The 14,408-nt window shown below is 39.7% G+C and carries 14 protein-coding genes; 2 read left to right on the forward strand and 12 right to left on the reverse strand.

The features are described from left to right. Positions 1–10: 10 nt before the first annotated feature. The 5 genes from polA to VGT41_03535 all read right to left on the reverse strand — a co-directional run bounded on the left by polA (position 11) and on the right by VGT41_03535 (position 6,686). On the reverse strand, positions 11–2,731 hold the full coding sequence (polA, locus tag VGT41_03515; GenBank protein HEV2601340.1) for a DNA polymerase I: 2,721 nt from the start codon (positions 2,729–2,731) through the stop codon (positions 11–13). Between the two features lie 40 nt (positions 2,732–2,771). Further along, complete coding sequence (locus VGT41_03520) at positions 2,772–3,068, reverse strand: hypothetical protein (protein HEV2601341.1); 297 nt, start codon at positions 3,066–3,068, stop codon at positions 2,772–2,774. A gap of 105 nt (positions 3,069–3,173) precedes the next feature. Continuing rightward, on the reverse strand, positions 3,174–3,485 hold the full coding sequence (locus VGT41_03525) for a hypothetical protein (GenBank protein ID HEV2601342.1): 312 nt from the start codon (positions 3,483–3,485) through the stop codon (positions 3,174–3,176). A 14-nt stretch (positions 3,486–3,499) separates the two neighbouring features. Then, positions 3,500–5,905, reverse strand: coding sequence for a hypothetical protein (locus tag VGT41_03530; GenBank protein HEV2601343.1), 2,406 nt, complete (start codon positions 5,903–5,905; stop codon positions 3,500–3,502). 109 nt (positions 5,906–6,014) lie between these two features. Then, entirely contained in the window at positions 6,015–6,686 is a 672-nt protein-coding gene (locus tag VGT41_03535; protein HEV2601344.1) for a M15 family metallopeptidase, read from the reverse strand. 63 nt (positions 6,687–6,749) lie between these two features. Between VGT41_03535 and priA the strand changes: the two genes are divergently transcribed. Then, a complete protein-coding gene (priA, locus tag VGT41_03540) occupies positions 6,750–8,729 on the forward strand; it encodes a primosomal protein N' (GenBank protein HEV2601345.1) in 1,980 nt (659 codons plus the stop codon). A 36-nt stretch (positions 8,730–8,765) separates the two neighbouring features. Here priA and VGT41_03545 read toward each other — a convergent pair whose 3' ends face one another. Genes VGT41_03545 through VGT41_03565 form a run of 5 tightly spaced genes read right to left on the reverse strand, consistent with a single transcriptional unit; the run spans position 8,766 to position 11,320 of the window. Beyond that, complete coding sequence (locus VGT41_03545) at positions 8,766–9,251, reverse strand: hypothetical protein (GenBank protein ID HEV2601346.1); 486 nt, start codon at positions 9,249–9,251, stop codon at positions 8,766–8,768. Positions 9,252–9,258: 7 nt separating this feature from the next. Next, positions 9,259–9,804: an oligoribonuclease gene (gene orn / locus VGT41_03550; protein ID HEV2601347.1), complete on the reverse strand. Its 546-nt coding sequence runs from the start codon at positions 9,802–9,804 to the stop codon at positions 9,259–9,261. A gap of 18 nt (positions 9,805–9,822) precedes the next feature. Beyond that, positions 9,823–10,335, reverse strand: a complete 513-nt coding sequence (locus VGT41_03555; protein HEV2601348.1) for a hypothetical protein — start codon at positions 10,333–10,335, stop codon at positions 9,823–9,825. Positions 10,336–10,388: 53 nt separating this feature from the next. After that, complete coding sequence (locus VGT41_03560) at positions 10,389–10,943, reverse strand: hypothetical protein (GenBank protein HEV2601349.1); 555 nt, start codon at positions 10,941–10,943, stop codon at positions 10,389–10,391. 8 nt (positions 10,944–10,951) lie between these two features. Next, complete coding sequence (locus VGT41_03565; GenBank protein HEV2601350.1) at positions 10,952–11,320, reverse strand: hypothetical protein; 369 nt, start codon at positions 11,318–11,320, stop codon at positions 10,952–10,954. A 205-nt stretch (positions 11,321–11,525) separates the two neighbouring features. On the opposite strand from VGT41_03565, the gene VGT41_03570 reads away from it, so the two are divergent. After that, positions 11,526–13,763, forward strand: a complete 2,238-nt coding sequence (locus tag VGT41_03570) for an ATP-grasp domain-containing protein (GenBank protein HEV2601351.1) — start codon at positions 11,526–11,528, stop codon at positions 13,761–13,763. A 92-nt stretch (positions 13,764–13,855) separates the two neighbouring features. Here VGT41_03570 and VGT41_03575 read toward each other — a convergent pair whose 3' ends face one another. Then, the gene (locus tag VGT41_03575) at positions 13,856–14,083 is read right to left on the reverse strand and encodes a hypothetical protein (GenBank protein ID HEV2601352.1); all 228 of its coding nucleotides are present in this window, start codon (positions 14,081–14,083) and stop codon (positions 13,856–13,858) included. Positions 14,084–14,294: 211 nt separating this feature from the next. Further along, the coding region (locus VGT41_03580) for an IS5/IS1182 family transposase (protein HEV2601353.1) at positions 14,295–14,408 on the reverse strand (114 nt) is incomplete at its 5' end.

The following is a 14,408-nucleotide window of genomic DNA, read 5'->3' on the forward strand; positions in this document are numbered from 1 at the left end:
TCACATATTCCTACTTAGTTACTTCCTTCCAATCAGCTCCCAATCGAGTAGTAACGCTCAATGGAACCGACCAATCAACCACCCCTTCTAAACATGCTTTAACCAATCGCTCAGTCTCTTGCTGCTGGCCTTCCGGAACCGACAACAAAATTTCGTCATGAATCTGTAACAGCATTTTTGCCCCTAATCTTTGGTCTATAATCACATTACGCAAGGCTATCATCCCTTTTTTCATAATCTCCGCCGCTGTACCTTGCGCCACCGTATTGATCGCTACTCGGCGTGCTTCTTCGTATAGTGGACGATTTGTTTCATTAATTGCTGGCACATAGCGCCGCCGTCCCCAGAGGGTTTCCACGTACCCATGCGCCTTTGCAAAATCAATTATCGTCTCCATCCAGCCAGACACCGATGGATATTGCTTAAAATATTTATCGATATACTGTTTAGCATCAGCAAAAGAGATATTGAGATCCTTAGAAAGTCCATATGGCGTCAACCCATACAAAATCGAGAAATTGATACGCTTTCCAATCTGCCGCTGGTCATGCGAAACATCAGCAAGCGCAACATCAAAAAGCCGCGCCGCTGTCTCGGCATGAATATCGTGTCCATGTAAAAAGGCTGTTCGTAACGTTGTATCCCCCGACAACTGCGCAAGAACGCGTAACTCAATCTGTGAGTAGTCTGCGGATAAAAACACATAGCCCGGATCAGGTTTGAATGCCGCACGAATCTGAAATCCAAACACGGATCCATCTGAAGGAATATTTTGCAAATTAGGCTCAGAACTCGCAAGCCGCCCTGTTGCTACCGCTATTTGATTGTACGTTGTATGAATTTTTTTAGTTATTGGATTCACATATTCAGGCAACGCATCAATATAGGTACTTTTTAATTTTGCCAGTTCGCGATACTGCATGATAAGTCCTGGTACTGGATGTAACTCTGCAAGCGCTGCAAGTACTTCTTGATCTGTTGAATATCCCGTCTTTTTTGCCGATTTTTTTTGTGGTGGCAGTTTTAAATCTTCAAACAATAAAACCCCAATCTGTTTGGGTGAATTCAAATTAATCCCTGCATGCTTATCGCCAATTAAACTAAGAATCCCATCTTCAATTTCAATCAAACGAGCATCAACCGTTTTGCCCAACTGTTTGAGCTCCGGCACATCCAAGTAAATACCTTCAGCTTCCATTTCTACCAAAACTTGCACCACCGGCATCTCAATATCATAAAACAACTGCGACAACTTTTTTTCTTTTTTTAACTCTTGCACTAAAACCGCATACAGCTTAAATGTTTGGTGCGCATCATGCGCAGCATATAATGTGGCAATATTAAGCGGCACTTGTGAGAAATTAGATAGTTTTTTATTCGTCACTAGCTCTGCAAATGTCAGCATATCCTCGTTAAAATAATGCTTTGATAAAAATTTAAGACCAGCGCGCTGCCAGCCATGCGATAACAGGGTTGCTGCAATCATTGTATCAAAAGCGACCCCTGCCAACTTAATGCCCAATGTATGCAATACCAACTGATCAAATTTCACATGATGCAAATATTTTTTGCATGCTTCATCTTCTAGCACAGGCTTTAATGCCGCTACCACCTGCTCACGCGATAGCTGTTGTTCAAACATGGTAACCGCATGCCCAAATGGCACATAATATGCCTCACCTTCTTGAAAACAAAACGACATACCGATACACGGATCTTGTAATGGACGCACGCCAACGGTTTCAGTGTCCATCGCAAAGGCACCCGCTTTTTTTAAAGCAACTGATAAATCAGCAAGCTGCTGCTCGGTGGTAACCGCTTTGAAATCTAATGTTGAAATCGCAGCAATTTTTTGCTCTACAGAAAGTTCAGCCGTCACGCCGATATCTTGCAATAAACTTTTAAAATCAAGCTCTTTAAACAGTTCTTCCGCACTTCTCCACTGCGCACTATCAAATGATAAATCATCTTTTTCTAGCTTAGTTGGATGATACTGCAGTAAAAAAAGATCTCGACTTAAAAATGCTTTATCTTTCTGCTCTTCAAGCGCAATCCGCGTTTTGCCTTTAATCGATGTCACGTTTTCATACAACTCTTCAAGAGTCGCAAACCGTTGTGCCAAATCAGTCGCGCCCTTTTCACCAATCCCTTTAACACCAGGAATATTATCTGAAGCGTCCCCCAGCAATGCAAAATATAGCGGCAATCGATCAACCGAGAAACCCATTTTTTCTTCAAACTTTTTTACATCAAAAATCACATCTTTGAACGTGTCATAAATAAAGACCTTATCGTTGAGCGCTTGGCCCATATCTTTATCAGAAGTCACAAACACAACGCTATCGCTATGGGGCGTTTGTTCTTTGGCAAGCGAAAACATAATATCATCCGCTTCAATGCCCGTTTTGGCAATCTGCTTCATACCAATTGCATCCGCAAGTCTGATTATATATTCTTTTTGATCGAAAATATCACTCGGCGCTGCTTGCCGTGTCGCTTTATAACTTTCAAACATCTCATGTCGCGTTGTTTTCCCCTTGCTATCCCAAACCAATGCTATGTATTGCGGATTAAAAGTATCAATTAATTTTTTAAGCATTCGTGCAAAGCCATATACCGCCTGCACCGCTTCACCCTTAGGAGTATGTAACGGGCGAACACTGTAATATGCTCGATACAAAAATGAAGAACCATCTATCAAAAATACTGTTTTCTTTGGATCAAACTGCATCGAACACCCTTTATGCGATAATCATATATGCTATGTTTTATTACTTATAAACATCATACCATGCTTGCAGATGACGTACAAAATCCACAATTTCTGTATCGCTCACGCTAACAGATGATAAGCCAATACGGTTTCTGACTACATCGCATACATATGCATACAGCTGCTCAAAGGTGACACCTTTTTCAAAAAGATCTGCCGTCTCATACACATAGGTAAGATATTCATCATCGGGCCACTCGGAGTATTCATACACACCAATTGGATCAAAAGCATTCCACAGCTGTTGTAATGATTGGATAGATTTGTCTGCAAATAACTTAATCTTTATTCCCATACCTCTTCAATGCACAAGATCCACTACTTAAAAATCATATTCGAACACTGCCTCAGACCCATTTCTTCTACTCTTTAATTCGTAAATAATAAAATCCGAACACGATCATGCACAATAATCAAGATACTCAGGAAAATCATTATTCTTAATGGCTCTGTAAACTTTTAATAATACATAGGGAGTAACGTGCAAATTAATGCTTGAATTTTTTGCTTCTAACATAAAATCAGGGTCATGCATATCTTTACTATAAACTACTTCTTGATTAAAATCTGATGTTTCAAAAAAATCTAATATTTTAGAAATAGGATCAATCCTTATATAAAAAAGTGCTCCACCAAAATCATTAGTTGAAACTACATAATAATACATATTATTTTTTTCAAGATATTTTTTGATACCAACATATTTTCCCATAAAACTCCTCACAATTATTGAATTAATATTTCCCAATTATAAAACTGGTTTATAATATCATGCGCACTTCTCCAATTCATCTGTTGCCCCTTCATAAGAATCGATTCTGCATATTCATGCAACAGCCAAGATAAATCTGCTTGTACAAATTTATTATCAGCTAGCCTGGTCCATGCTTCTGCCATATCAATATCTGGCGCAAATCGCTTAATTTCATTGAATAATATATGTTCATCAAAGAACACATGTTCTTTAACTTTTTTAACAATTTTTTGAGATAGGCCGGTATTTTCAGACACTCTGTTAATATCATTTGCCGTCTCTCTTATCAGTGCATACAAAGATTCTGCCTTTGCTTCAATTGCTTCGATTTTAGTACTATTAGCTGGAGAATAATGGGTTTTAAAAATATTTTTATCTGCTGTCTGTCTTAATCGTTCTATGATTCTTTCTAATTGATGCAATTCTTGTGACTCTTCTAAAAGTGTATATGCAGCTTCCTTGGTAATAAAATTACCAATATTTTTTCCGCCACCAGCAATCCCAGCAATTTTACTCTCTGCTTCAGCCGCTTTTTCAAACATTTTCGTTGCTTCAAGGGCAACTTCGACTTCCGATCCACCTTCTGCACACATAAGCAAATGTTCCGCAGGTACAGAATTTGGAAGTCTTTGCAACGCTTCCTTTACGTATGGAGAAACAGCCCTACATAGTAAACCAGCGCCACAAAACAATTTATCATATACGACAGGCGTCAAACATAATTCAACGCCAAGCGATGTACATATTCTTATTTTTTCAGGACCTGATTTATTATTAAAACGGTGACCTGCAGCCTCCAAAGCATCACCCATCCGCACAAGTTTTTCCGTATATTTTTCTATTTCACCTCTTGGATCTTTGTGCTCAATGCCCATACACTGAGCGAGCATATGTGTTTCACACTCATCACTAAAGTATTCCGCATGCATCATAATATCTTCTATAAATGTCACTGCTCTTGTACATGCACTAGCTATATGTTGAATTGTTTGATCTGCATGAATAACTGAATTCCCTATGGCTTTTAGACCATCAAAAATGCCTCCCGCAAATGCCTGGGAATATTCCAGCATATCCCAACAAAAATCTGCAATTGCATTTGCCTCTTTAACATCCCCACTTTTATTACATATTTGCGCGCTGTTAGCAAAGCCACACATTATAGATGAAATTTTATGTAGATTCGGTTGTATACTCAGTTCACCGAATGTATTAGTAATATCTATAATTTCTTCATGCTTTGCAGTGGCTATTGCATTACCAAAACAACGCGTAAATTCTTGTGCATCTATATCCAAATCTTGCAAGATATCTATTGCATTATTGTTCAATTCTCTGATAACTAATATTGATACATCATTACCATTAATTACCGTCTGCACAGCTACAAATCCATTCCGTAGATGCTGCAACCGATTTTTATCACCGCACTGAGACTCTAAACAGGTATACTGCATGCGTAACTGATCTTGTATCATCTCCAGCTGTCTGATTTCTTCCTGTTTTTTTACTTCCTCTCGCAATAGCTTCTCTTCATATTCCTCTTGCTGTTTCTGCGCTGCTAATCTTGCCTGCTCTTCACGCTCATGTTGCTCTTGTATTGCATGTGCGTGCGCAGCTTTATAGCATTCAGTAATACGTGTTGCTTGCGCAGCTATTTTTTCTCTTGCTTGCGCAGACAACTGATCACGTACCGATTCATTCCGATTAATAAGATTCTGCGCAGCTAATATACAATGCTCATAATCAGGATACTGTTTAAGAAATTCCCAAAAGGCTGGATAGTCATAGAGTGGCCATTGTTGCGCAATCCAATGTCGATCTCCATCATGCACATACATTTTATACTGACTATTTTTACCAAAATATTTATATTCGGGCGGTAAATCCACATTCTGGTCTAGAAGAAATCTACGCGCAGACAACACCCTCAGCCCTTCCCAATACGTCTGGACTGTCCAGTTTGCACAGGCACGAGGCGCATGCGTCAAATACAATGGGTTAAATACAACAACTGCATCAGTTGATGCATCATAATACTGCGAAACACATCTATTGATTTCGGCCCAAGACAATTTTTGAAATGCCAAATCCCGAAGAGAAAAGTTCCGTGTATCAATTTTATGACTCGCCGCAATCTTGCGCATAGAATTTCTAGATATTGAAGATCCATGATACGAAGAATCATTACTTCTCGGTCCTACTTTATAATAAAATCCTGGCGTCTGTGGAACTCCATTTCTATCAGGTTTATTATTATCTTTCTCTGAATCTATTACAGCACCACGTAGTTCAAATGAATTCGATGAATCATTTTTTCCTGCATAAACCCAAACACTGAAAAACAACAGAAAAATAAGAATGTTGCGTACCATCATTACTCGCTTTTCACTTTTTTATTTACTACATCTTTTCACCATTTTATGTCGTACTATGTTTTATACGATTATCGCAATAATTATTTTTCATACACACAAAAACACAACCTTAACTCACCACCGATGGATCCTTAGCAAAATGCTGATAATCCACATACCCTTTAATCGGCATCCAGCTTCCTCCCCAATCCCATCCGCGCGTTACAAACGCCTGATAACAAACATTATCAACCGCATCAGTAATGATTCCTTTGCAACCGATCGTTCTATCAAGATATGCTTTGCCGGCTTCTGGCAACACCAGTGATTTATTTACATACGGATTAATGAGTGGATTAACATCAATTGCAATCCCATAACTGTGCAAAGACCACTGTCCCGGCTTGTTGGTGATTTCGCGTGCACAAAATGCAGAACTATTGTTATCGTTCATCGATAGATTATCATCCGCATTATACTCATCAATCAAACGCATGCGCTCTATCGGAAATTTATGCTCAAACAACGCACAAAAAACCTCGACAACTTCTTGTGCAACCTTTCTATGCACCACCATTTGACCAGTATGGGGTTGATCATCATATCCCCAGTACGGCAGCGTGACCAGCGCTAAATCCTCAAAAGCTACTGGACAACCTGGTTTCCAAGAATGCTTTCTGATTAGTTGCGCCGTCGGTTCCTGTATTGGACATTCAATGCGCCACATGCTCTGCTCATCAGCGACAATTCCAATAAATAGACCACTCAACATCATACTCACAACTACACGCGTAAACTTCATTACAACTCCTTTTTGTTAAACATTGTCCAAACAAACATCAAAATATTCTATATACTAGAAATTATGTATATCCAAGTTCAACTGCTTAATGGCTTTACCCGGCCACTCTATTATAAAATGCCCAGCACTTTGCCTGCTACTATTGTAGTTGGCACCATTGTTTCTGTGCCACTTCGCAACCGTACCGTCCCTGCAATTGTCATGAAGCAACTGAGTTCCATACCGCACACGAGTTTTGAAATAAAAGAATGCTTGGGGATAGAACCTTTTCCCAATGATCAGGCATATAAAGAGTTCATTGCTGAACTTGGTTATTTATATACCATTCCATCCATTCATTTTATTAAACGTGTACGACAATTTTTAGTAGAAAAAACAGATGCTAGTACGCCACCATCGATACAACCCATTCATGCGCCCACTGTACAAAAAGGAGTACAACTTACTGATGAACAACAGCAGGTATACCAATTCGTTGCCCAGTATCTGCACACACCTTGTTATGCACCCACATTATTGCACGGCGTAACCGGATCGGGCAAAACAGAGGTGTATAAAAAGCTCATCATTAATGCAATTGCAGCAAACAAAACCGTAATTTTATTACTCCCGGAAGTTACGCTTGCCATTCAATTTCAAAAAATACTGATGGCGCAACTTCCTGAAACCATTCATATCTGCGGGTTTCACTCTGCAATCAGTATTAAAGAAAAACGACTTCTTTGGCAACGACTTCTTGAAGAAAAACCAACGGTAATTGTCGGTGTACATTTACCAATCTTACTCCCTATCGCAAATCTCGGTCTTATCATCATTGATGAAGAACATGAAACGGGGTATCAAGAAAAGCGACATCCTAAAATCAACTCTCGCCATGCCGCATTACTACGTGCACAAATTGCTCAAATACCGATTTTGCTAGGATCTGCAACCCCCTCAATAAGCTCGCTCTATCAGGTAAAAACAAAACAGTGGAAGTTCTTTCAACTGAAAAAGCGCTTCGCTGGACAACTGCCAACCGTACAGATTGTGCCCCTGACCACACAAAATAGACGTGCAAACTTTTGGATCAGCACAGAACTGGAAGCCGCGATTGCAGAAAGGCTCACAAAAAAAGAGCAAATTATTATTTTCTTGAACCGGCGTGGATTCAGCTTTTTTGTACAATGCACGGGATGCAGTTTCATTTTCAGCTGCCCACATTGCTCAGTGAGCTTGACACTTCACACACAAAACACAGAACAGCAACTCAATTGCCATTACTGCGCATTTACCCAAGAGCTCCCTACTGCATGCCCATCATGCAAAGTCGATGCAAAAAAATTCCTCAAAAAAGGTATTGGCACTCAGCAAGTGGTGACTATTTTACAAACATTATTCCCTACCGCACGCATTGCACGCGCTGATTTGGACACCACAACAAAGAAAAAAACATGGCAAAAAACAGTACACGATTTTGAAAATAATGAATTAGATATTTTGGTTGGCACGCAAACAGTAACTAAAGGTTTTCACTTCCCTCATGTTACCTTAGTTGGTGTTTTATGGGCAGATTTAAATCTGCACTTTCCTATCTTTAACGCAACAGAAACAACGCTACAACAACTGATTCAGGTTGCTGGAAGAGCGGGCAGGAGCACAACAAAAAGTGACGTTATCATACAAGCCATGATGGATCATCATGTATATGATTATCTCAATGAAATCGATTATCTAAAATTCTATGCAACAGAAATAGAAAAACGCACCGCACTCAACTACCCTCCGTACGGCACGCTCATTGAAGTTGAAATGAAACATACTGATGAAGCAGCTCTTGAAAGAGAATCGTACCAATTACTCGAAGAATTGGATGCACATAACCAAGATTCGGATGAAATTTCTATTCTCGGACCCGCTAAACCACCTGTCTATAAAATCAAAACAGTGCACATGCGGACATTATTTATCAAATCACCATCAATACAAAAAGGGATTGCGTTAGTACAAAAAATAAAAAGATCTGACTATGCAAGCCAGATCTTTTTTACGCCTATTTTTTAAAAAACTGTTCTTTATTATCTAAGCATTACCGTCTTTTTATTCGCCTTTTTTGCCCTTAAATAAGGGTTCTAGGCAAAGAGCAACTTCTTCATCTTGATTCTTTTTTGCTAATTGCAGCAAATTGATTTTTCGTTCTCCCTCTTCACGAGCTTCAAACTGGGTAACATCGATCAAGTGATCGTTATACCAGCTTAGTAACCCTCTCACCTGAGCTGCCGTTCCATCGCAAATGGTCTTTGTCAAAACATTGCTACCATCTTTATCAATAAGAGTAAGCATTGATCTTTGCTCTTCAGGCGTACTTTTGTTATACCACTCATGTAGTCGCAGGGAATTATCCTGAGATCCTATTAAATCAAAAGCATAACAATAAAAATGCCCTATCGCTGGTGTCATTGCTACGAATTTTACCTTGCCGTCCTCAAGAGTTTTAAAACCGCCCACATAAGCTGCGGCATAACTCATCTGCATATTACAAGCCAATACAGCAACAACCAATGGTACAAAAAATCTATTTTTCATAAGATTCCTATTTTTTAAAAAAATGTTCTTTATATTGTTTTAATTCTGCGATCGATTCATGAATATCTGTAAGCGCCCGGTGTGCATCACTTTTTTGTTTTATTGCGTACGCATCATGCGGATACCAACGCGTAATCACCTCTTTTAATGAACTCACATCAACCAACCGATAATGCAAATAATCTATGACCTCTGGCATATATTTGGATAAAAACATACGATCCATCCATACCGAGTTGCCACACAAAATTCCTTTTTTAGGATCACAAAACTGCTTAATCAGAGCGAGCACCTGCTCTTGCGCCTGCTCAATAGTTACCGTCGAGGCACGAACTGCATCAGTTAGACCCGATTTGCCATGCTGCTCAACACACCACGGATTCATTGCCTGCAAGACAGCCTCTGATTGATGAATAACCAAATCAATCCCTTCACACAAGGGATTTAAATCTCCGTCTGTGATAATTACCGCAACTTCCAAAATATGATCAATGACCGGATCAAGTCCCGTCATTTCCAAGTCAATCCATACCAAATTTTTTTTCATTTCCATATATTAATCTTTTTCTTCTTATCGCTTTTCTTCCGGTTCTTCTTGTTGCTTTCCTTCCGGAATTTCTCTAAAAAACATCGGGCGAAGATATTCAATAACCTCGGTACGACCTAAATCCTCATTCTCTACTTGAGTCCTATAAGCCAATTGCAAGAAAGTTACCTCATGATCTTCTTTGACCAACACCTTAATATTTCTAATATCAAGATGGTGCTTCTCATAACGCTCAGTAAGATGTCTTACTTCACTCACCGTGCCAAAACGAACTGCTAGTGTCATAAATGTCGCGCCATACTGATCTGTGCTATTCAGCATGCTCAATTGCATTTCTGCAGAACTACCATCAAATATACGTAATGCCTGACCAAATGCATCCTGTCTCAACTGCTTTGCATTGAGTGGATTGAATCGAGCGTCAGAATAGTTATATAAATATGCTTTCCAATCACGGCCCAGGTCCGCTGCAAATCCTACATGCATATCACAAACCAATACTGCGCCCATCAAATACATTACATATTTATTTTGCATATTTTTCCTTATCAAATCCGGTCATTTCCAAATCGATCCACACTAAATTTTTTTCATGAGCCTGCTGCATCCTCATCAAATATGTGATCTCCTTCCTTTTCTTCTCGCTGCAATACTCGCGGTTGTGCAGCTTTTCGTTTATTAAACATCGGGCTAAGGTAGGCAACAACTTCATCACGTCCGCGAACTCTTCCTTGTTGCATTATAGCTTGCGCCAATTCCAGCAAATTCAACCGATTTCCTTTTATGTTAACTTCAATTTTTGTAATATCTATCAAACATCTCTCATGACGCTCTACTAACCACCTCACCCTTTCCACCGGTTGGTCACAAATCGCGTTCGGTAAAACTCCCATGTCATACTGATCTTTAACCGTAAGCATCTCTTGCTGATCTTCTGGCGTACTACAATCAAACAGGTCTAAACCACATTGCCATTTCTCTTCCCTTTCTCGCTCGGATGCATAATTAGCAGAAAGAAAACGATAAAATTCAGCAACCCGATTGCTTGTTGCAAAAATCACAGAGTCCTGATTCGCTGCAAATCCTACATGCATATTACAAACCAATAACGCTGCAAATAACTGAATAATAAATCTATTTTTCATAATATTCCTTAATCTCGGCATTTCAACACTAATGAGCTACGCCCGCCGCGTGCTAAATGAGCAATCCTACTCAATGGAACTACGAGTCTGGTCATGTTGCCATTTTTTCTCAAATATTGGCTCACATTCTCCTGATCCTCCTGTTCGAGATGTGCTGAAACTTGCGCATCGTCTCCTGCAGCTAAATAACGTCTCTTCCTCGTCTCACTTCCTGAATCAGCGCTTGATGAAACAGCACGAGGCGGCTGCACCTTAAATCCGTAAACGACTTTCGGTGGCCTTGAATACGTATACGTGCGCACTGGCTGTGCGGCTCCATTCAAAAAACTACCACTAACCAACACAATCAAAGAAAATATAGAAAATGTGTAGTTCATAAAAGTTCCCCTTAGATAAATAATACACCACAACAAAACATTAATTTTGAATTAGAGTAACCCTTTACTCCCAAAAATCAATTCTCAAATTGCAACATTTGCAACATACTTCTCTTTCTTACAAAAACATCACGCTATCTTTTTATAGAAATACGTTTAAATTCTATACAGCATTATTCATGTATCATTTCATAGCGAGGAATTTATGCAAAAATTGCGCGTAGGTGTTTTAATGGGAGGGAGATCCTCCGAACGGGAAGTTTCATTCAACTCTGGGCGAACCGTATGTGATCATCTTGATACTTCTCGTTATGATATTGTTCCCGTTTTTCAAAAATCCGATGGCACTCTGTGGATCTTACCCTGGCATTTTTTACACCGCGGAAAAATTACTGATTTTGAACACCGCCTTCCTCAAGAAGCGACTGCAATTTCTTGGGATGCATTAAAATCTCATATTGATTTTGCCTATCTTGCAATACCCGGACGTTACGCAGAAGATGGCTGCTTGCAAGGCTTTCTCGATATTCTTGCTATTCCTTATTTAGGATCAAAACTGTTTGCAAGCGCGCTCTGCATGGATAAAACCATCCAAAAAGATATTTTGCGTCATCATAATATTGACACTCCAAAAGGTATCACCGTATATCCCCATCAGCTTGATATCGCTGCAAACCATATTACTACTCTCTATGAACAACTTGATGCACAAAACATTACTCTTCCGTATATTGTAAAACCACAATCGGAAGGTTCTAGTATCGCCGTTACCGTAGTGTTTGATAAAGCCGATCTTGCTGATGCAATTTTAAAAGCAGCACACGCTCATCCTGAACTGGTGCAACCTGTTCTTATTGAAGAACGCCTACAAGGCATGGAATTTACTTGCATCGTTCTTACCGATTATACAACAGGAAAGCTGCTGCCACTACCGCCTACAGAAATTGTAATTGAGCAAGGATCTCATTTTTTCGATTACGAACAAAAATATATGCCAGGACGCGCGCATAAATTTACCCCTGCTCGCTGCAGTCAAGAAATTACTACGCGCATTCAACAAACATCAATGCAAACCATGCAAGCGCTTGAAATGAAAAACTTTGCACGCATCGATGGGTTTGTTACTCCTGACAACCGTATTTGCATCATCGATCCAGGGACACTTTCTGGCATGAGCCCTACCAGCTTTTTATTCCGTGAAGCCGCTGAAATAAATATGAGTCATACACAGCTCATTAACCATCTGATTGAAACCGAGCTGCATGCGTATGGCCTGCTTGATGCGATTTTAACGTTTGAAAAAGAGAATAAGAAAACTATGGTTACAAAAAAAACGCGCGTTGCCGTATTAATGGGTGGTGATTCAAATGAACGAGAAATTTCTTTAGAATCGGGACGCAACGTTGTTTACAAATTATCACCACTTAAATATGACGTAACTCCTCTTTTTGTTACAGAAGGCATGGAACTCTTTCCATTAACCCAATCCCTACTCGTACGAAACACTACATCTGAAATTGCATCCGCTCTTGATAGATCGACAAAAATCCCATGGAGCGATCTACCAACTATTACTGATTTTGTATTCATCGGGTTACACGGCGGCAAGGGAGAAAATGGAACGGTGCAAGGGGCTCTTGAAATGCTTAATGTTCCCTATAACGGTTCCGGAGTTCTTGCAAGTTCACTCTGCATGGATAAATTTAAAACCGCACAATTTCTACGCACAAAGGGATTTGAAACTCCCCAATCACAACTGATTGCAAAAACTGATTGGGCTGAAAATCTTGAACATGTACTGAACGGTATCACCGCAACCATACCATTTCCGTTAATCGTAAAACCGCATGATGATGGCTGCAGTGTGATGGTACAAAAAATAAAAAATTGCAGTGAATTATCAGCTGCACTCGACCTACTTTTTGCCCATCAAAAAGAGTATGCATTAGTTGAAGAATATATTTTTGGTATGGAACTGACTGTTGGTGTTATTGGCAATGAAACCGCCCAAGCGCTTCCGCCAAGCCAAGCAATAACTGCATCTGAAATTTTATCTATTGAAGAAAAATTCTTGCCTGGTGCTGGAGAAAATCAAACTCCTGCTCCACTGCCAAAGCAAAGTCTAGAATTAGTACAACGTGTAATGGAAGGTGTTTACACTGCAATTGGGTGTAAAGGCTATGTACGCATCGACTGCTTTTACCAAAATGCTATCCAAAGCCCAACGCAACAAGAACGGGTTATCATTCTTGAAATCAACACGCTACCTGGCATGACGCCCGCAACGTGTATTTTCCATCAAGCGGCTGAAATCGGACTGAAGCCTATGGATTTTGTTGATTTGATTGTGCAACTAGGATTGCAAGCGCATACAAAACAGGAAACGCTGGCAGCAAGTACGTCAATGCTTGCAGAAGGAAAAGAAGAAAAGTCATATAATTAAGTAGGCATAGCCGCGTAGATTATAGCTTTAAAAAAAAGAGGCGCAGATACATTCATACATTATCTGCGCCTTTTGACACTTCAACCGGGCGATTACATGAGCTCTTGATTATCAAGCATCTTTCCCAGAAGAAATTTTGAAACAATACGTTCTGTTTGTAGCACCGATGAAGCATGCCTGTAGCCACTTCCATCACTTGCTATCTTTTCATCTTCATCTATTGCAACGTCTTTAACTCTTACGCTTGCTTCACGTTGTTCTACTTTGTACAACCCTTGCGCAACCGCGTGCTGTAGATTAAGGAGAGACAATAATGGCATCTTACCTCTAATGGCTTGATTGACTTTCGTCCTTTGCACATCAAAGGTATCTCCATACTCCACAATCTGATCATAGTCACCCGTTGATAATAAAAATTGGGCTATTTTTTGATTATGAGCAAGCCCTGCACATACAAAAACGTTACGAATGTGTACACTTTCATATATTGCCTCTATTGCGGCAGAATCTATAATAGACCTCTTCTGAAACTCATTTAGTTAACTCAAAATTACATATTCCCGCAATGAGATTAAAACGTAATCCAAACCTCTTTCTTCGATTACGGTACTTGTCAGAAACTATTTTGAATCGTTTTATCATTCC

It is taken from the genome of Candidatus Babeliales bacterium (assembly GCA_035944115.1).
Taxonomy (GTDB): Bacteria; Babelota; Babeliae; order Babelales; family Vermiphilaceae; genus DASZBJ01.